The following is a 20,576-nucleotide window of genomic DNA, read 5'->3' on the forward strand; positions in this document are numbered from 1 at the left end:
TTACAACTCTATTTCATTAAACCCTTTTGGTATTGAATAGGGAAAGTTAACTTTTCCGTTCAATTCTAAATTTTTAAACTCAAGGTCAATCGTATTCATCTTATCTTTACTTATAGCCTTTACCATAATCTCATTAGGCAAAACTTCTTTATCTATACTTTGATAATTTTTATACTTAATTTCTAACAAACGTTTGTCTGCAGGTTGGGATAATTGCTGCAAAGCCATTTTAAAATTCTTAGGCTCTATTTGAAACAAGGTTTTGTACAAAGTACCTTGCTGCTTCGGAGTAAGCCTATAATTATCTTCAGATATACCAATATCATACTTCTCATCTCTTAAATCTACTATTGCTTGACCGGTCAGTAAATTTTGCAAAATTGAAAAGTCAACCTCGGTCCCCAGCAAATCGCTTAAATAAGAAAAGTCGCCATCAAAATATTCGTTTTGTAATTTGTTGTAAAACGATACCCTATCCGGAGTAATATAAGCTTTAACAATGCCCAATGGAGCACTCATCCAAATGGCTTTATCTTTTTCCATTCGCAAGCTGACGGAAACACCCTGAGAAGATTCACCATCTGAATAATTAATTTTTACCCTACCTGCCAATGTTTTAAAACCTGCTTCATTTTGGTAATGCGCTTTTATAACCGATTTAGACGATAATTTTGCATCTATAGTACCACCAGAAATCACCTTTGTGCTTTTACAAGATGCCATAAAAACTATCGCAACCATTAGTAAAACATATTTTATCTTCATCATATTCAAAAACTTCGTCATTTAAAATCCTGATTTAATTTTACTAAGGTACATATTTGCTTTAGACGTATTATTGGTCGCCGTATATGCATTTGCCAATTCTTTATAAACAGCATTTTCTAAGGCAGTATCATCAATAATATAATCTAAAGCAGTTTCTAAAATATCTATAGCATCTTTAAATTTCAGCGCTTTATTTAAAGCAGCTCCGTTACCATAATAGAAATAAGGCTGAGAAGGGAAACGCTCCATTGCTTCTTCGGTTGTTTCAAGTAACATATCATTGTCAGAACCAGAACTAAGCAAGGTTTCAATTTTTGACTTATACCCTTCTACACTATTTAAATCTTCAGAAGATTCTGTTCTCTCTACATTTGCTACAGGTACTACTAACTTTTCTTGTTTCGCAATCGAGTCATTAATTTTCTGCTCTAAATACTTTTGTTTTTTAGACGTTTTAATTCCCTTTAAAACAGACTTTGCTGTAACATAATCTGCGTTTAAAAAATAGATTTCTGCCAAATTACCCCTTAGTTCAAGATTACTCCAAGGTAATTCTGCTTTCACCTCTTCTAGTACAGATTTTCTAGCATCAACGATATTAACCAAAGTTTCAGCGTACCAGTAATTTTCTGGTTCTCCGTTCAATGCTTCTAACGCATATTCTTGAGCGAGTATAAATTGCTTATCATACAAATGAAACTTGGCAAGTTCAAAAGTAACAACGGTATTTTGTGGTTGTAGCCGTTTACATTCTAAAAAGTAGGTAATGGCACGGTCATAATTTCGTATGCCCATATGCTTTAATCCCTCGAAAAAATTCTCTTGAAAAGTATCAGAATATTCTTCCAGAAAAACTTCAGCACTTTGCTCTACCTCTAATTCTTGATTTTCTTGCGCATAAGACTGCATTGGCGTATTAAAGACACCAACAAGCAAGCCCAAAAAAATCAACTTCTTCATATTTACAATTTAGAAACTACTTTACGCCAGTACTACCAAAGCCGCCTTCGCCTCTTGCGGTTTCAGAAAGGTTATCGACAAGATTCCAATCAGCACGCTCATGCTTGGCAATGACCATTTGTGCAATTCGCTCTCCGTTTTCAACAACAAAATCTTCACTACCAAGGTTTATCAATATCACTCCGACTTCTCCTCTATAATCAGCATCTATCGTACCAGGTGCGTTAAGTACAGTGACTCCTTTTTTAGCGGCAAGACCACTTCTAGGTCTTACCTGCGCTTCGATACCAACAGGTAACTCAATAAAAAGACCAGTTGGTATTATAGCTCTACCTAAAGGTTGTAATATAACAGCCTCGGTAAGGTTAGCTCTTAGATCCATACCTGCAGAAGCACTTGTCTCGTAATGCGGTAAGTCGTGATTCGACTTATTAATTATTTTTATGTTCATCTATTTAAATATAATTTTTTAAGATTCTGAAACTCCAGTTTATACACCAAGCCTAAGAACAACAATAATAGCGGTATTCCAATAAAAAGATTTCTATCAAAAATGTAAAATGATATTGCAGAAAACAAGATAGATACTACTAAGTAAAAGATAATTTTTCTGAAGTTATATGGGATAGGATAATACATACGTCCGAAATAAAACGAAAGCAACATCATGGTGCCATAAGCTAATAAAGTTGCCACGGCAGATGCCATATATCCAAAATAAGGAATGAAAATTAAATTGACAATTATGGTCAAAACGGCGCCGATCATGGATATATAAGCTCCGAATTTTGTACGGTCTGTAACCTTATACCAAACAGAAAGGTTGTGATAGATACCTAAGAAAAAAGCCGCTAATAAAATTATTGGCACTACAGGCATCGCTTCCCAATACGCTTCATCACGCACAAAAAGAACTTTTAATACATCAGAAAAAACCACTACCGCCAACAATATGATACTCCCTAATACTACAAAGTAATTTGTTATCTGAGCATATGCTTTCTGTGGATGCTTGGTGTCTGAATGACTAAAAAAGAAGGGCTCAATACCCATTCTAAATGCAGTTGCAAATAGCGTCATAAATACAGCTAATTTTACACAAGCCCCGTACTTACCCACTTCATCACTAGCGATTTCTATAGGTAATATCTTCTCGAGCAAAATTTTATCTAACACTTCATTAACGGTAAATGCAATACCTGCCACCATAACCGGCATGGCATATTTTAGCATTCTCTTCCAAATATCCATATCAAAAACATATGGTCTTCGTAGATAAACCCTTAACATTAAAACTAATGTAACAGCACTTGAAACCAAGTTAGAAATTAAGATGTATGAAATCTCAAAATCTGGTTTGTAGATAGAACCTAAGAAACCTGAACTATCTGTTGCTGCAATTTTGGGAAGAAAAATTAAGAAAAAGGAATTCAACCCTAAGTTTAAGACTACGTTTATCAACTTTACTATGGCATAACGCATAGGTCTTTCATTTGCTCTTAACCAAGCAAACGGAATTATAACTAAAGCATCTAAAGCCAATATCCAAAAGACATAGCCTATATACTCATTTGATATTTCAAGAACATCGGATAACGAAGATTTAAACAGAAACCCAATGAGCATAAATAGCAAAGTTGATCCCAAAATGGACAACAATGATGTCGAAACCACTCTTTTTTTATTTTCTGTATCCTTATAGAATCTAAAAAAGGCAGTCTCCATACCATAAGCTAAGAAGACATTGAAAATAGCAAAATATGCAAAAATCACAACAACTTCACCATATGAACCTGGCTTCATTACACCAGTATAAATAGGCACCAATATGACATTAAGCATCCTTGGCAAGACAGTTGCCAAGCCATAGATTGCAGTTTGTTTAAAAAGTTTTTTGAGTGGATTCAAGCACTATACATTCAGGCGATAAAAGTACCTATTAAAAGCCTAGTTACAAAGTTAGTTTTTGGGTGCGCCCTTATAAATTAATGGTTGCTTTTGTTTTATGCCATTTATTTTAGCATATTTCATTTCTCCATCTTCATTATAACTTATAACAGCCTCATCTTTATTTAATTTTAAATCTAATGTTTCAGATGATTCAGGGTTGTTGTTAGGTATTCTAACCACAATCATTTCTTGATTATCTACAGTGTTTACAAGTGCTTTTACTTGCTTACCACGAAAATAAATCTCTTTAATTTCTATGTCAGTAGTATTAAGGAATGACACCGGAATACGTAATTCTGTACCAGAACCGCTTTCTTCTCGTCCACCAACATAGGGTTGACTACTAGCTTTACCGATTTCGAACGGAGTTTCCGTTTGTAGTTTTTTCTGCGAGGTGCAGCTGGTTAAACAAAGACAAAAAAGTATAAAGCAACTAAGTACGTATTTCATTAGACCCATATTATTCTTATAAAGATAATAAGTAATATGGGTTTAATAAGTCATTTAACATGGTGATCACAAATTAATGGCTTAGTCCTCTATTTGTAATTGTTTCAATTTTAAGAGTTCACTCTTTGCTTGTTTGTATAAAAACACAGAGAAAACCACTAAAAACACTACTGATGAGCATAGAATATAGATATAAAATCCGTTTGATAAAGTAGCCTTAAATAATGGTAATAAAATTATAAACCCAACGGTATAAATTCCTGCAGCCAAAGGTGTAACTAAGTAATGTGTATATTTTCTGAAACTATAGTAACTGGTTAAATCGTTGCGAAAAGTATTTGATTCTTTGCTGAAATTAATAGTTCTTAACTTCTTTAAGCTATACAATTCAATAGCTATTCTAACCACTAAACTACCGATCATTAAACCTATACCTAGTAAGAACGTAGTGCTTTTATAACCGGAAACATATAGTAGAAACGCAACCAAAATGATAATCGTAATGGTTAAAACTACGTTACCTGTTCGTTGTTTTTGTTCTATGGATTTTACACTTTTTAAAAGCGCTTGAAATCCGTCTTCGGTGGCAGAAACTGTAGTTTGGTTTTGCCATTTATTCTGTAAATCTTCAAAATTATTCATTATGGACACATTTTGTAAGTTGTTGTTTTATTCTATGTATTCTAGTACGGATGGCTTCATGCTTGATTCCCATTATCTCAGAAATCTCTAGCTGCGGCAATCCTTCTAACTCCAATAATATTATGGCTTTATTGGTACTACTTAATTTATTGATGCATTTGTAAAGCTGAATTAACATATCTTCTTTTTCAGCCGAGTCATCATTAGAAGCGCTAACCTGAAGATTATCAATTTGTAGATTTTTATCCTTTTTACGTTTTCGTCTTATTTCTGCCAGGCATGTATTTACACAAATTCGGTAGATCCAAGTCGAGAGTCCGCTTTCATTTCTAAATCCGTCTAAATTCTGCCAAACCTTAATAAAAGTTTCTTGAGTTAGATCTTTGGCAAGAGACTCATCACCTACCGTATACCCCATGCACAGTCGCATAACTTTGGGGTAGTTTTCCTTATAAATCTTTTGATATATAATTTCTTTAGACCCCATTAGTCGTTCAACGCATTTTTAAGATTCTCGATAAACCATTGTGGCTGATCATACATAATAAAGTGAGATGATCCATTAGCAAATTCAATAGTGTATTCTGTAAGCGCTTTATATTGTAGCTCATAAGTAGATTTCGCCATTTCTAAGCCATAAGGTTCTGTAGCGGCTAGTATCGTAACCGGTGTATTTATCTTAGCCAAATCTTCACGTAAATCTAACTTTAATAAATCGGTATAACCATAGACATAGGTTTCTCGATCTGCCTGAATCATCCAATCTTTTATTCTTTCTAGATTTGATTGTTCTTTAGTCATACTATTCGCCATTTGCTGTACCATAGCTTCAAAATCGGTATCGTTCATAGCTAATAGCTGTTTGTTATATGGAGAATCATAAACCATGTATTCACTTTTAAAATCGGGCATCATTAAAGCACCCGTTGATGGTAAAGCGTCGACGATGATTAGTTCTTTATATGAATTGCCATCTGCCGCCATCCACAATGCCAACGCACCACCTAAACTATGACCTACTAAAACAGCATTATCTAATTTATTCTCTGAAATATATTCTACAACTCTGTCTTTAATTTTGGGTAACCATGGTTTTTCAATAGCGGGTACATCGCCAAATCCAGCAAAGGTAAATACGTGGCATTCATAGTTTTTTGATAGTTCGCTTACAGTTTCATTCCACACATCACCAGTACAGGTAAATCCTGGAAACAATAGAATTGGATCTCCTTCGCCAGTAACTTCAACTTTAAAAGGTTCGGCTTGAGCAGTTATTGAAAGAGAGGAAAGAATTAGCAATCCGAATAGTAATATTTTAATAGTTTTCATCGTAAGAGTTTTTGTTTTGTTCACCCTTTAGATTCAAAAATTAAAAAATGTTACATCCTAAATTGAAAAAAGGTTTTATTCTGGCTCTACATCCATTCTTTTTATAGCTGTGGATGCCAAAATAAAAGCCGCTAAGAGAAATACTGCTGCCAATGCATATGGAGCGCCCGGAAAGTAAATAGAAGCCTCAGGTCGTATAAAATAATAAAATACAGGTGCAAAAATTAATTGCCCAAGTATGGCAGTAATACTAACCAGACCAGTAATGGATCCCTGTAAGATTCCCTGTTCCTTTTCTGAAACTTGATTAGAAATTACACCTTGTACCGTCGGACCAGCAATACCGCCTAATGCATATGGAATTAAGAATGCGTACAGCATCCAAGGTTCTTTCGCGAATGAAAAAAGAAACATACCGACTGTCCAAAGTAGAAATCCGAATATGATGACTTTTCGCTTTCCAAATTTCGTTACAATCTTACCTACCAGATATCCTTGTACAATAGCCACAAAAAGACCAACCACCATTAGCGACAACCCAATTTGTTTCGGATTCCAATCATATCGCTCAATTCCGTAATACGACCATGTTGATGGTAAAGCCTGACCAGCAAGATTCGCTAAAAAGAAAGCAGATATCAATAACAGGATGCCTTTATAGTTTCGTAATGCAAACAAAGAAACCCCCGGAATCATCTTTGAAAAATTAATCTGTCTTCTATTTTCAGGAGCTAAAGATTCTGGAACAAAGAAATAACCAAAAAGGAAGTTGGCAAACGTTAAACCAGCAGCAATGTAAAAAGGAAGTCGAATATTGATCTCTCCGAAAAATCCGCCAATACCAGGACCGATTATAAATCCGATTCCGAATGCCGCTCCAATTAATCCGAAGTTCTTTGCCTTATTTTCCTTGGTACTAACATCAGCAATGTAAGCAGAGGCAACAGTGAAACTAGCACCTGTAATTCCTGCTAAGAAACGACCTAGAAATAACCAAGTAATTGTTGGTGCCCACGCATGAATCAAGTAATCTATACTTAAACCTAAAAGTGCCAAAAGTAATATAGGTCGTCTACCAAATCGATCAGATATTTCGCCTAACACCGGTGAAAACAAAAACTGCATACCCGCAAAAGCCGTAGTCAGCCACATACCGTATATAATTGCCGTGTGATTACCTTCACCCGTTAACTCCATAATCAAATCGGGAATAATAGGAAGGATGATACCAATACCAATAACATCAACTAAGATGGTAATGAAAATAAAAAGTAAGGCGGTTTTGTTCGATTTCATGGTCAAGACAAAAGTCGGGTAAAAAAAGTAAACTAAAAGCAAAAACCCCACTTTTAGGTGGGGTTTTAAAATCAATATATTTTGAAAATTTTAATGACTTCAAAAAGATTGGTCATCAATTACAAAAGCAGTTCTAGCTATTCAATGCTTCTGCACCACCAACGATTTCTAAAATCTCGTTAGTAATAGAAGCCTGTCTTGCTTTGTTGTATGTTAATTTCAATTGATCACGCATTTCTGTTGCGTTATCGGTTGCTTTGTGCATAGCAGTCATACGAGCACCGTGCTCACTAGCGAATGAATCTCTAATACCCTTATACAATTGTGTCTTTAAAGATTTAGGAATCAATTCTTCAATGATTTCTAATTTCGAAGGTTCAAAAGTATAATCTGCACTTGCCGTTTCTTCAACTTCTTCTAATGGAACAATAGGTAAAAATTGCTCGGTCATTACAATTTGAGTTGCTGCATTCTTGAACTTGTTATATACAACCTCAATACGATCATAAGCACCTTCTGTAAAAAGGGCCATCAATCGCTCAGCTATTTCAGCAACATTATCAAAGGTTAAATCGTCATATACATCGCTATGATTTTCAATAACATTAAAACGTTTACCTAGAAAATCATTTGCTTTTTTACCAACAGCAACAAAATCTACCGATTTACCAGCATAAACATTATCTGCTAGATTAACCGATTGCTTTAAAATATTAGTGTTAAAAGCTCCACAAAGACCTCTGTTAGAAGTAACGGAAACAATTAAAACCTTATTCACAACTCTATTATCGGCATAAACACTACCAGCATCACCTTCTAAACTAGCACTTAAGTTCTGTAGTAGCTCAGTTAATTTATCTGCATAAGGTCTCATTGCTGTAATAGCATCTTGCGCCTTTTTCAATTTTGCAGCAGATACCATTTTCATAGCACTGGTAATCTGCATCGTTGAAGAAACCGATGAAATCCTATTACGTATCTCCTTTAAATTTGCCATTTTATTCGGTATTTAGTAAGTAGTACAAAGTAATGAATTACTCCTTCACTTTGTACGTACTACTTAGTGTTCAATACTCTGAACTATTTTTAATAATCATATTTAATTAAAGTCCCATCCATTTGGTATTGAAAATCAAAACTAGTACCACCAGACATAGGTTCTAAAGTTAAAAAGTACTGCATTGATTCAAAATTACCATCATTAGGAGCATTTACTAAAATAAGTTGCACCTTTCCATCAATCTTCTTGTCAGCTTTAAGCTTTGCTTTAGCATCATCTACGATTTTACCAAGAACATCAAACTTTACTTGTTTCCCAACTTGAAACATATAATCTTCAGCTTTTGCACCTTCAGGAACCTCTAGAGTAATATCTGAGTTTTGCTTCCATGAACCTTGAAAGTAAGCCCAATCTGCCATTTTCATTGAAGAAGGGTCCTCAGTATTTGTTACTGTTACTACCGATCCTAAATCACTTGATGTTACATTAATAGAAGTATAGTAGGCATCGCCAAATTCGCTTTGCAATTCAGCTCCTAAAGATTGTATAGAAGCAGCATTCTCAGCGTAATCTGTTTTACCGTTGCCACAAGACATTAGCGTTAATAGACTTATAAAAAATATACTTTTTAAAACAGTTTTCATATTGTAATGGTTTATAGATTATTTTTTAAAAGTTCCAACTAATTACTATTTCTTATATTTCGCAGAAAGCTCTTTACAAACAGCAGTCAATGTATCTGTAACCTCATCGGTTAACTTACCTGCCTTCAAAGTATCAAGAACACCTCTATGCTTAGCGTTCAAAAACTCTAAGTAATCACGTTCAAATTCTTTTATTTTATTTACCGGAACATCTCTTAACAAGTTCTTAGAACCTGCGTAGATAATTGCAACCTGATCTTCAACAGTAAAAGGATCGTTCTGTGCTTGTTTTAATATTTCAACGTTTCTACGTCCTTTTTCAATAACGTTCAACGTAGCTGCATCTAAATCTGAACCGAATTTAGCAAACGCTTCCAATTCACGGAATTGTGCTTGATCCAATTTCAATGTACCTGCAACTTTCTTCATTGATTTAATCTGAGCGTTACCACCAACACGAGATACAGAAATACCTACGTTAATTGCTGGTCTTACACCTTGGTTGAATAAATCTTGCTCTAAGAATATCTGTCCGTCAGTAATAGAAATTACGTTTGTTGGGATATAAGCAGAAACATCACCTGCTTGTGTTTCAATAATAGGCAAAGCCGTTAAAGAACCACCACCTTTTACCATTGGCTTTAATACCTCTGGCAAATCGTTCATTTCTTTTGCGATATCATCATCATTGATAACTTTTGCTGCACGCTCCAATAATCTAGAGTGTAGGTAGAAAACATCACCTGGGTAAGCCTCACGTCCCGGTGGTCTTCTTAATAAAAGAGACACCTCACGATACGCAACCGCTTGTTTAGATAAATCATCATATATAATTAATGCAGGACGACCTGTATCACGGAAGTATTCTCCGATAGATGCTCCAGTAAATGGTGCATAAACCTGCATTGGTGCAGGATCAGATGCATTAGCAGCTACTATAGTAGTATATGCCATTGCTCCTTTATCTTCCAATACTTGAGCGATACCGGCAACAGTAGATGCTTTCTGACCTATGGCAACATAGATACAGTAAACAGGCTCACCAGCATCATAAAATTCTTTTTGGTTCAATATGGTATCGATACAAACTGTAGTCTTACCAGTTTGACGGTCACCAATAACAAGTTCTCTTTGACCTCTACCAACTGGGATCATCGCATCAATTGCTTTAATACCAGATTGCATTGGCTCAGTTACAGGCTCTCTGTAGATTACCCCTGGAGCTTTACGCTCTAATGGCATCTCATAAGTATCACCGGCAATAGGTCCTTTACCATCGATAGGGTTACCTAAAGTATCCACTACACGACCAACAATACCTTCACCAACTTTTACAGAAGCAATACGTTGTGTACGTTTTACCGTATCTCCCTCACCAACTGATTTAGAAGGTCCTAAAAGAACCACACCAACGTTGTCTTCTTCAAGGTTCAAAACGATACCTTCAAGTCCGCCTTCGAACTCAACTAATTCTCCGTATTGAGCATTAGCTAATCCGTAGATTCTTGCGATACCATCACCTACAGTTAATACAGTACCTACTTCGTCTAAAGTAGCGGTAGCATCAAATCCAGATAATTGTTTCTTTAAAATTGCTGATACTTCAGCGGCTTTTACTCCTGCCATATCTCACTTATTATATTACTGTAATATTTTTTACCAAGGACTATTGCCCTTTTTAATTAACTCTCCAATCAATTCAGTCAAAAACTCTTGCTTTGTAACCTTGCTTAATTGTCTTTTAGCTTTGTAATCAAAACTAGAACCGTTTTGCAATGTAACCATAACAGGTGATTGTATATCTGTTGTAGCCGTTGCAATTAAATTACCATCAACATCGTATACTTGTATTGGTGTTGATCTTGTTTCGTGATATTCATTAGGTGAAGTAACTGAACCAATTACTTCCGTTCCCATTCTACCACCTTTTGTAATACTTAAATCTTGTTGTACAAAAGGGTTGATTGCTGCTACTTTTGCTTCTAACTCTTTACCTTGGTTTTTAGCTTTATTAACAACTGCTTTTGCTTTACTTTCTGTTGTAGTCTCTAAAAATGCATTAATCTTATCAGTATTCACATTTCCAGCTAAATCAAAAAACTCAAGCTTATTAATTAAGAAACTAATGATTTTTTTCTTGGAAACTCCGTAATCAGGATCAATATCAATTGCATTGGTTTTTGACAAATCGGCATTAGATATTTCTAACCAACTTTCTTTAGCACCATTTGGCACTAACATTCTACCAATACTATTTATTTGAAGAAATAATTCTGATGAGTTTGTATTTGTAAAAGAATACAAAATATCATAATCACCCATTGTTTTTGTAGCTCTGTTTTCTGTTTCTATCTTAACAGGTATTGCTACTTTATCAATCAATATAATGTCTTTTTTGACACCTATCTTTTGAGCACTAACAGCTACGCTAAATAATAAAACAAGTCCAAAAACTATTCTATTCATATTATAGACTATTTGAAAATTCTCTTTTTAAATTATTAAGCTTGTTGCTTACGCTAGCATCATACTGTAAATCTCCAACTCTTAAGATGAAACCTCCAATGATACTTTCGTCAACTTTACTTTCAATGGTAACTTCATTACCGGTAAGTGCAGCAACTTTATTTAATATCTTTTTCTCCATTGCAGCATCTAAAGGAACAGCAGTTGTAACATACGCTACATCTTTACCCTTTAATTGCTCATTGATGATAATGTATTTTAAGGCAACTTCGTTTAGCATTCCTAAACGTTTGTTGTCTACCAACATATTAATAGCACCTTCTGTAATAGAATGACTACCCTTGAAAATTTCAAGTAATGCATTCTTTTTCATAGTACCAGAAACCACCGGACTAGCCAATACATCTCTAAGTTCTTTACTACCTGAAATAGTAGCGGCGATTGAACGCATATCTTTCTCAACAGCATCCAAGGCTTTGTTTTCCTTGGCCATATCCAATATTGCCTTTGCGTAACGTAATGCAGCTCTAGATTCGCTCATTATTTCTTTTAGTTAAGTTTTATATCGCTCAACATTGAATCAACCAATTTCAATTGCTTGTCATTGCTAGATAAATCTTCTTTCAATACTTTCTCTGCTATAGCTACAGACAATTCTGCAACTTGACTTTTAATGTCAGCAACAGCAGCTTTTTTCTCACTTTCGATTGCAGCTTGTGCTTGCTTCAACATTTTATCGCCTTCTAGCTTCGCTTGTTCTTTAGAGTCAGAAATCATTTTTTCTTTGATTTCACGCGCTTCTTTCAACATCCCCTCACGTTCAGCACGTGCTTCTTGAAGCATCTTCTCATTATCAGCTTGTAAGTTCTGCATATCGGTACGTGCTTTATCAGCAGCAGCCAATGCTTCTTCTATACCAGCTTCTCTTTCGTTCAACGAATTCAAAATTGGTTTCCAAGCAAATTTTACCATTAAGAAAATTAATGCCAATAATAATATTGTTTGAACAACAAACAAACCTGGTGAAAAATCGTTCAATAAAACTTCCATATCCTAATCTTTAAAATCTAAATCAATAATTAAAAAAACATTTCCTGTAACCAACCGTTACAGGAAAATGTCTTTGGGTTTTCGTGTTCTTATTTTCCTAAGAACAAAGCACCGAATGCTAAACCTTCTAAAAGTGCTGCAACAATAATCATCGCTGTTTGAATTTTTCCTGCCGCTTCTGGTTGACGAGCAATACCTTCCATTGCTTTACCACCGATTTGACCAAGACCTAAACCTGCTCCGATAACGATTAAACCTGCTCCAATTAAATTGTAAGTTACCATACTAATTGATTTATATAATTAAATTAAAAAAACTCTTGTTAAATAAAATCTCCTCTTACATCTTCAGCATCTGCTACTTCATGACCATGCGAATCATGCTCATGCTCGTGATCATGTTCTGCAACCGCCATACCTATAAATAAGGCTGAAAGTGCAGTAAAAATATATGCCTGTAAAAAGGCTACCAACACCTCAATAAGGGTGATGAAAAATGATAAAACCAAAGATAAACCTGTTGCACCAACAACACCTAAACTTTTCTTAAGTGTAAACATGATAGCAATTAAACTCATTACTACAATATGCCCTGCAGATATGTTTGCGAATAAACGTACTAATAAAGAGAAAGGCTTAATGATAAATGCACCAGCTAATTCTATAATAGCCAAAATAGGCTTCACGAAAACAGGTACACCTGGCATCCACAAAATGTGCATCCAATAATCTTTATTACCACTAACTGTATAGATAACCAAAGTAAATATTGCCAAACAAGCTGTTACTGCAATTTGACCCGTTACATTAAATCCGAATGGAGTAAGTCCCATTAAGTTTAGTATCCAAATAAAGAAGAATACTGTTAAAAGGTATCCTGTAAATTTTCTATAATGCTTTTCACCAATATTAGGTCTTGCGATCTCATCTCTTACATAAAGTACTAATGGCTCTAACACTCTACCAAAACCGGTAGGTATTTTTTTCTTTCCGTATTGTTTCGCCAGTGATGAAAAGGCCAATAACATTAATAGACCTACTAATAACACCCCAACAACACTTTTGGTAATAGAGAAATCTAATGCTTTATGAGCGTTAGTTGCATGGTGCTCCTCATCAAAACTAACTGATGTTGCGCCATTATCTAATTCGTATATTTTACTGTGAAGTTTAACAAATTTAGAGCCATTTCTTTCAACTACAACCTGCCCATTATCGTCATGATGAAATTCTGATGACATAAAAGTTGCCAATCCATTGTTCGACCAAAGAATTACAGGCAGCGGAAAACCAATGTGCTTTCTTTCGCCTGCATCATTAGAATATGAAAACAAATGAAAATCGTGAGAATCTTTAAGGTGGTGTAAAATATACTCATCTACCTGTTCCTTAGTACTCACTGTTCCTTCTGGTTCGGTATCAGATATAGCGAAACTTTGCAATGAAAAACAAAGTATTAGAAGTTGTAATAAGGTTTTAATCGTATTTGAAACTTGCATCATTAGTTCTTTATCAAAAAATTTAGCTCCTAGAAATTTTGCGCAAAAGTAGTTAATTATTGCATAATCTACCCAATTTTAAAGCTTTAAAATTTAGAGTCTTTTTTTGCGCATAATTTTCGAAATAAAAAACACTTCTAGAAACAAAAAAATTAGCACCGGTATAAGCAGCGCACCCCTATATATTTGAGGCATAATCAGTTCATCTAACAAGTATGGATAAAACAATATCGCGAAAACCATAATCTTAAAAACCAGTACACCCATATACATAAAACCTAATTGTTCAAAAAATGAATTGTTTTTTGAAGCAATTAAGAATATGACGACCAATGTTAAGGAAAACAGGAAGTGAAAAGTATATGCCTTGATCAAAAGCGGACCAAAATAAGTTGGTGCAGTCGATAGCACCAAATCTTGTAGAAAATAAGAAGTCGCGCCCACAACAGTGAACACGACTATATATAAAATGATATTTTTTAGCAACGTTTATTTATTTAACGCCATAACTTTTTTTATGACTAAATAGATCGACAAAAATACAGCAAGTAAAGTAAATGTGTCTTCTAAAAACGTTTTTTCAAATTTTTGATCTAACCACTCCCCTAAAAGATTACCCAAGAATATAGTGACACCCATTTGTATGGCAACACCAGATAAGCTTGCGGCATTTCTTAAAAGTTCAGAATTGTCATTACGAGGCTTTTGCGGCTCCATTATTAGAAGATTTTAAACCTGCAGCACCTTTACCGCCACCCATTGTACATGAGGCGTTAAACGTAGCACCTGGCTCAACAGCCAATTTATTTACCGATACTGTACCTTCTATTACTGCAGAAGATTTTAAAGATAACAGGTCAGACACCAAAAGTTCACCATTAAAGCTACCTTCTATATCTGCATTTACACATTCTACTTTACCATGAATGTAGCCATCTTTACCGATAACAACTTTACCTGAAGTTTTTACATTACCATCTAGCTTACCGTCTATACGAAAATCTGCTTCAGATATAATATCTCCTTTAATCTTGGTATTCTTCTCTATTCTGTTAGGTTGACCTCCTACTTCATTCATAACTCTAGGTTTTTGTCTGTCTGAAAACATTGTTCACGGTTTTGGGGTTAAAAGCGTATTTCTATAATCGATTATATTCTTGTGTACTTGTATAATCTTATAGTTCTCCGATAAAACTACAAAATTCTCATCAGCAACGAGGTAATCCTTATTGTTTTTTAGTAGCTCGGCATACCCAAGGGCAAAATCTTTAGATTTAAATCCGTGCACCACTACAAATTGGTTTTCTAGATTGTAAATATCTCTAGAAACTATATTTTTATATCTAAGGTCTATGATAGATTGCTCTAACAATTCTATTAACTTTAGTGCTTGTTCTGTATTACTTCTTTTAAACGGAAAAACTACTTTCCAGTTTGATGTTCCTTTTGAGTCTGTCTCAGGAGAAAACTCTTTTGGCTCTAACTTCGGAAGCTGCTCTGCTATCATTTGCTCAGCCTTTTTACCTTCTGGATTATTAGGATACGTCAGCGCCACATAATTCAATGCTTCTTTAAAAGGTTCAAAACCTTGAAGTCTACCAATTGCATTAGCCTTCAACATCTCAAATTTCGGAACAATTGGGTCGCCGGTGAATCTATTGATGTTTTGCTCTGCCCCAGTAATTACTTGTAAATACTGTTGTTCTTTATACTGTTTAAAAAGACTCTCATAGCGCTTCTCTGGACTATCAGAACTATCTGCTAGTACCGCTTGCGGATTTAATAAAATCTCAGCATATCTCGAATCGGCATGGTTGGCAATAATATCTGCCTTCATAGTCTCTTTCAACGGACTATCAACTTCTTCGTAAATTTTATATAAATTATATTTTGAAGGAAGAATCAATCGTTCTTCTGCATTAGATGCTAATACATCTTCCAATTTACCAGCTGCCAGAAGGTTTTCGTTGAACTTCTCTTTATATATCAATCCTAATTGATAGTTGGCGAAATTACGCTCTGTCTTTAAGCTATCAATAACAGCAACATCTGTAGGTAAACGATCCATGTAATAGTCTAATGAGAACTTCTCATCTTCACTTACCACACTTAAACTATCGTTAGCACTTGTTACATCTTGTAAAGCAACATTTTCGGTATTGATTACCGATTTGTCTGACCAACGCCAGTCATCTGTTAATTCTCTATTGCCCCAACGATTCTTAAAATCATTTTGACCGTAGCCTAAACTGGTAATATTATAGAAATAGAATTTACCCTTATTCTCTTTACCACCTTTACTATTACTAAATGCAGCAAAACCATCGGTGATTCTTTCTTTCTCTTTTTTCTGTGCAGCTTCTTTTGCCTTCTGTAATTCTTCAATATGCTTTCCGAAATAAGCCAATTGCTCTTCTTTAGGCATTTGATATATTGTAATTACGCTATCAGAATATTGAACAATGTCTTCGTATTTAATAACATCTTCTAAATTGTCGCGCTTCTTTTTAATAGAACGAAATTTCTTGGTGTTTTCATTAAGGTTGGTCAATACACTATCGTAATATGCACCAGCCGGTTTATAAACACTTTCATCAAAATTATATTCCGCTAAATTCTCATAATTAAGCGCATTCAATTTTGGCTTGTTTTGCGAAGCACGTAAAGACTTATTGAAATAAACCAATGCCAAACTATCAGACTCTTGCTTTAAATGAAACTCTGCCAATTGTCTATATATACCATCTAAATATGATCTATTCTCTCTATTCAGTTCTAATTTGGTCAAATACTCCAGTACCTCTTCTTTATTTTCAGCAGTAACCTCGGTATTCTTTAATTTTTCAATTTCAGCATTGATCATGTATACACGCGGCGACTTTCTATTTAATTCGATCACCTTGTCAAATGCGTAATTAGCACTGTCTTTAAAGCCCAATTGATTATACAACTGACCTATTATATAGTAGTATCTTCCTTTCTCAGGATTTTTTGTAGTGTAATGCGATGCTATTTTAAGATTTTGAACTGCCGTATCTGGTGCATTAAGATTAATAAACGCTTGCGCCATCATTGCTCTTGCATCGGCATATTCTTGTTCTTTTAAACGCTCATACTTCATTAAGCGTTTTAAGTTCTTAATGGCTAGATCATCATTTTCTAATCTGATGTTTACTTTCTCTCTCCAAATACTAGCTTCGTTTAGCTTATCGCTTTCAGAATATTTGTTTAGTACATAATTGAAAGATTCTAATGCAGGAATATAACGCTCATCGAAATACCTTGCTTTACCCAAAAGAAGAAAAGCTTCATCTATTTGTGGGTTTCGCTCTTCATCTTTAATATCCATACTATGGCGTTGAATTGCCTTAGTAGCTTTTTCTTCAGCAATAAGAAAATTAGGATTGTTGTCTTCTGAATCCAATTTAATTTCGCCGCTAACCTCTAAACGTTCTACAGGTAAGACTTCAAAATAATCGTCTTGATAGGTATCGTTCAAAGTTTCTCGACCTAGTTCAAAAGCAATATTACCATTATACAAGGTATTGTATTTGGTATTGAGCGCATGCCAGTTACGGTTTACGAACTTGTCTTTCTTAACAGAACATGCATTAAAAAGCATACTCGATAAAAGACCCGATAAAATAAGTTTGTTTCTAAGATTCAAAATAGTTGATCTACGTATGTATGTTTAACTTAAAAACAACCAGATTATTATACCGTTCATCGGTAAACAGCATATTTATTTTTAAGCATTCGTAACATTTATAGACTACTACAACCAATTTTTACCGACTAGGTAGTTTGTTTTGAATTATAATGACCAAGAATTTATATAATAACTGCAGATAATCTGATCAAATATATTTTCAACGGATTTTATTATTCTCCAGATAAAATATAGAAATGAAAAACCGACCACTAGGTCGGTTTTATGAATTTTATTGCTATTTGTATAAAGTGTAGTTCGTCTGATCGAGCAATAATGAGAAATCTTTGACTTTTCAAGCACATGTAGTTCTCCACTGAGCTCGAATCGATATAAACCCCTGAATTTATTCCACAACCACATTAGCACTCTCTGCACCAAAAAAGACCTCTAGTTCTTTCAATGTTTCAGTAGATGTTTCTATGTCTTTAACCACCTCACCTTTGTTCAATACCACAATACGTTCGCAAACTTCGGTTACATGAATTAAATCGTGACTAGATACTAATACCGTTACGTCTTTCTGTTCTGCCAATTCTTTAATGATTTGCTTTAAGCGGATTTGAGTCGTCGGATCCAAATTTGCAAAAGGCTCATCTAATATAACCACTTTAGGGTTTCCTATAAAAGAAGCTACAATACCAGCCTTTTTCTGATTTCCTTTAGATAAATCTCTCAAATACTTCTTTTGCCCTAAAATTTCGCCGTGAAAGAAATCTTGATACTGTGCCAATAATGCATCTACATCGGCTTTATTTTGACCACGTAGGTCACCTATAAAGTAAAAATACTCTTCGGGAGTCAAGTACCCAATCAAAAATGTTTCATCTATAAACGATGATGTAAACGGTTTCCAATCTTCGCTGGTGTTTACTTGAACATCATTATTAATGATATGACCAGTACTTGGCTGAATCAAATCTAGCAACAAACTAAAAAGTGTAGTTTTACCTGCACCGTTGTTACCAACTAATCCGAAGCTTTGCCCCGTTGGTATATTTAAAGATTCAATATTAAGTACTTGTTGTGAACCGTATTTCTTTGATAAATTTTCTATTGTAATCATAATCTTATTGTTCTAATTTTTTAAGATGAAATGAAATGCGTCAAATGAAAAACCTTAACTAGCTTTCTCTTTAAAACCTGCAATCATTCCGTATTTCTTTTTCTTGTACTGCTCCGTTATTAATCCAAGTAAGTAGTTTTTCATAGCAAAACCAATGATGCCTAAAACCGATAATACTGCGACTGCAACTTCAATATTAAAGATGTAATAAAAGATGGAAAAGATAATTATTGGAACCACCATTACCGGAAGCATTACCAAAAACTGTGTAGCACTAGCGCCTTGCATATTACCAAACGGACTCTGATCTAATTCGATTCTTTTTTTGTTGAATGAACCAAAATATAAAATGACCGGTATATTTACACCTAGATTATACAATGCGCAACTAAAATTAATAGCTAAAGCCTCCCAACCAAAGTAGACATAGGGTATCGTCAATAAAAACATACCCACGATACTTACAGTAATTAAAATAACTTTAGATTCTAAATACTTTCGCATTGGTATGTTCTGTGACATCATCATGCTGTAATAGCTACTATCCCAAGCTGGTATAAATTGACCAAAATTACTTAAGAAAATTCCTGTCATAAATACACCAACAAATGCTTTCATTGGCATCATACTACTATAAGCATCTACTGTATAGAATACCAAACCATAAAAAACAAAAAGTAAGGAAATAAATACTTGAGACTTGGTTCTTTTATTTCTCCAAATCATTTTTAAATCAAGCTGCAAGAAAGAACCCATTTCTCCAAAACGCTTTGTCCAAGACATATCTGAAGTATTTGCCTCCACTGATTTCGATTGAAGTTTAGCATCTAGATAAATCTTATCTCGTAAATACTTAAAATTGACATAATATATAATTGCCGCTAAAGCTATCGGAATCAATACCGTAATTGGATATGCATAAAGCGCATGAAAAACAGGTGCAAAAAACTCTTTAACAGAGAACACTCCAAAATAATCCAATCCGTAACCTAAAGCAAGAATACTACCTATGCCAATAAGAACTTTATCATTCTTATTTACAAGCAGGTTCACATAATTAATACTAAGTATAATGCCCATGATACCGACTATCCATAGTAAAACATTTACTGCAGGGTAGCCATTAAACAATAAAACAATTGCAAACGGAACTATAAAGAACAGCGTTAATAAATTATAAATAGATGCTGCTGATCTACCCAATATATAATGTGCGATGGTACTTTTCTTAACAGGAGTTGTCAAAAATGGTTTTATATCCATCACCGGTAATTTTTGCATGAAGTATCGTAGAAATAATTCAATTAAAATCCAGTAAATAAAATATTGGCTAATGCTCCACATTGGGCTCTGATCTGGGAATATTTCTTTTAAGATAAAGTACATTCCTACTCCTGCACCAGCAAGTGATAAAAGCATATATACGCCGAAAAAGCCCATTACTATTTTTATCCCCAGGCTTTTACCAAGGTTAGAGGATCTAAAAAAGGATTTCCATTGTAATGAAGAAAAACGTTTAAACATTCGGTTGGTTTTAGTATTCAGAATATAAGTAAGAAAAATCTTGAGTTTGTTACAAACAAAATTCAAAATATTCTTTAAGCTCTTATTTTATACCTTACTATGTATCCAGAAAAAATTAACCGATTAAGTCCTCTTTCTTCCACACTACCGCCAGTTTAAAACTGGTGGAAACAACAGTAAGCCATTAGCTAATTAACGCCAACTGGGACCAGTATGGAAATTAT

General features: G+C 34.4%; 23 protein-coding genes. All 23 read right to left on the bottom strand.

Features of this window, described 5'->3' with window-relative positions; translation table 11 throughout:
- Positions 1-786, bottom strand: coding sequence for a DUF4292 domain-containing protein (locus QSV08_RS15770; RefSeq protein ID WP_324024679.1), 786 nt, complete (start codon positions 784-786; stop codon positions 1-3).
- A complete protein-coding gene (locus QSV08_RS15775; protein WP_324024680.1) occupies positions 787-1,728 on the bottom strand; it encodes a tetratricopeptide repeat protein in 942 nt (313 codons plus the stop codon).
- A gap of 16 nt (positions 1,729-1,744) precedes the next feature.
- The gene (dut, locus tag QSV08_RS15780) at positions 1,745-2,179 is read right to left on the bottom strand and encodes a dUTP diphosphatase (protein ID WP_324024681.1); all 435 of its coding nucleotides are present in this window, start codon (positions 2,177-2,179) and stop codon (positions 1,745-1,747) included.
- The gene (locus QSV08_RS15785) at positions 2,176-3,636 is read right to left on the bottom strand and encodes a lipopolysaccharide biosynthesis protein (protein WP_324024682.1); all 1,461 of its coding nucleotides are present in this window, start codon (positions 3,634-3,636) and stop codon (positions 2,176-2,178) included. The genes dut and QSV08_RS15785 overlap by 4 nt, the downstream gene beginning before the upstream one ends.
- Positions 3,637-3,687: 51 nt before the next feature.
- Positions 3,688-4,128: a hypothetical protein gene (locus QSV08_RS15790; RefSeq protein WP_324024683.1), complete on the bottom strand. Its 441-nt coding sequence runs from the start codon at positions 4,126-4,128 to the stop codon at positions 3,688-3,690.
- Positions 4,129-4,209: 81 nt separating this feature from the next.
- Positions 4,210-4,770: a hypothetical protein gene (locus QSV08_RS15795; protein WP_324024684.1), complete on the bottom strand. Its 561-nt coding sequence runs from the start codon at positions 4,768-4,770 to the stop codon at positions 4,210-4,212.
- Positions 4,763-5,257, bottom strand: a complete 495-nt coding sequence (locus QSV08_RS15800; RefSeq protein ID WP_324024685.1) for an RNA polymerase sigma factor — start codon at positions 5,255-5,257, stop codon at positions 4,763-4,765. Before QSV08_RS15800 ends, QSV08_RS15795 begins: the two co-directional genes overlap by 8 nt.
- Positions 5,257-6,099, bottom strand: a complete 843-nt coding sequence (locus tag QSV08_RS15805) for an alpha/beta fold hydrolase (RefSeq protein WP_324024686.1) — start codon at positions 6,097-6,099, stop codon at positions 5,257-5,259. The genes QSV08_RS15800 and QSV08_RS15805 overlap by 1 nt, the downstream gene beginning before the upstream one ends.
- A 75-nt stretch (positions 6,100-6,174) precedes the next feature.
- Positions 6,175-7,395, bottom strand: a complete 1,221-nt coding sequence (locus tag QSV08_RS15810) for a TCR/Tet family MFS transporter (RefSeq protein WP_324024687.1) — start codon at positions 7,393-7,395, stop codon at positions 6,175-6,177.
- A 133-nt stretch (positions 7,396-7,528) separates the two neighbouring features.
- The gene (gene atpG / locus QSV08_RS15815) at positions 7,529-8,392 is read right to left on the bottom strand and encodes an ATP synthase F1 subunit gamma (protein WP_324024688.1); all 864 of its coding nucleotides are present in this window, start codon (positions 8,390-8,392) and stop codon (positions 7,529-7,531) included.
- An 89-nt stretch (positions 8,393-8,481) separates the two neighbouring features.
- Positions 8,482-9,039 carry a hypothetical protein gene (locus QSV08_RS15820; protein ID WP_324024689.1) on the bottom strand — a complete coding sequence of 186 codons (558 nt, stop codon included), beginning with the start codon at positions 9,037-9,039 and terminating at the stop codon, positions 8,482-8,484.
- A 45-nt stretch (positions 9,040-9,084) separates the two neighbouring features.
- A complete protein-coding gene (gene atpA, locus QSV08_RS15825; RefSeq protein WP_324024690.1) occupies positions 9,085-10,665 on the bottom strand; it encodes a F0F1 ATP synthase subunit alpha in 1,581 nt (526 codons plus the stop codon).
- Between the two features lie 30 nt (positions 10,666-10,695).
- Complete coding sequence (locus QSV08_RS15830; protein WP_324024691.1) at positions 10,696-11,505, bottom strand: hypothetical protein; 810 nt, start codon at positions 11,503-11,505, stop codon at positions 10,696-10,698.
- Between the two features lies 1 nt (position 11,506).
- Complete coding sequence (gene atpH / locus QSV08_RS15835) at positions 11,507-12,046, bottom strand: ATP synthase F1 subunit delta (RefSeq protein ID WP_324024692.1); 540 nt, start codon at positions 12,044-12,046, stop codon at positions 11,507-11,509.
- 8 nt (positions 12,047-12,054) lie between these two features.
- Positions 12,055-12,555 (bottom strand): F0F1 ATP synthase subunit B, encoded by a 501-nt coding sequence (locus QSV08_RS15840; protein ID WP_073241516.1) that lies wholly within the window; start codon positions 12,553-12,555, stop codon positions 12,055-12,057.
- An 89-nt stretch (positions 12,556-12,644) separates the two neighbouring features.
- Entirely contained in the window at positions 12,645-12,839 is a 195-nt protein-coding gene (atpE, locus tag QSV08_RS15845; protein WP_027065438.1) for an ATP synthase F0 subunit C, read from the bottom strand.
- Between the two features lie 38 nt (positions 12,840-12,877).
- Positions 12,878-14,056 (bottom strand): F0F1 ATP synthase subunit A, encoded by a 1,179-nt coding sequence (atpB, locus tag QSV08_RS15850; protein WP_416382015.1) that lies wholly within the window; start codon positions 14,054-14,056, stop codon positions 12,878-12,880.
- 90 nt (positions 14,057-14,146) lie between these two features.
- A complete protein-coding gene (locus tag QSV08_RS20850; RefSeq protein ID WP_416382016.1) occupies positions 14,147-14,539 on the bottom strand; it encodes a DUF6168 family protein in 393 nt (130 codons plus the stop codon).
- Positions 14,540-14,542: 3 nt separating this feature from the next.
- Positions 14,543-14,770 carry an AtpZ/AtpI family protein gene (locus QSV08_RS15855; RefSeq protein ID WP_036150997.1) on the bottom strand — a complete coding sequence of 76 codons (228 nt, stop codon included), beginning with the start codon at positions 14,768-14,770 and terminating at the stop codon, positions 14,543-14,545.
- Entirely contained in the window at positions 14,748-15,161 is a 414-nt protein-coding gene (locus QSV08_RS15860) for a bactofilin family protein (protein WP_324024693.1), read from the bottom strand. Before QSV08_RS15860 ends, QSV08_RS15855 begins: the two co-directional genes overlap by 23 nt.
- 3 nt (positions 15,162-15,164) lie before the next feature.
- Complete coding sequence (locus QSV08_RS15865; RefSeq protein ID WP_416382064.1) at positions 15,165-17,675, bottom strand: tetratricopeptide repeat protein; 2,511 nt, start codon at positions 17,673-17,675, stop codon at positions 15,165-15,167.
- A 433-nt stretch (positions 17,676-18,108) separates the two neighbouring features.
- Positions 18,109-18,828, bottom strand: a complete 720-nt coding sequence (locus tag QSV08_RS15870) for an ABC transporter ATP-binding protein (RefSeq protein ID WP_324024695.1) — start codon at positions 18,826-18,828, stop codon at positions 18,109-18,111.
- A gap of 54 nt (positions 18,829-18,882) precedes the next feature.
- Complete coding sequence (locus QSV08_RS15875) at positions 18,883-20,352, bottom strand: DUF5687 family protein (RefSeq protein ID WP_324024696.1); 1,470 nt, start codon at positions 20,350-20,352, stop codon at positions 18,883-18,885.
- Positions 20,353-20,576: the final 224 nt, after the last annotated feature.

Source organism: Maribacter sp. BPC-D8 (genome assembly GCF_035207705.1).
Classification (GTDB): Bacteria; Bacteroidota; Bacteroidia; order Flavobacteriales; family Flavobacteriaceae; genus Maribacter.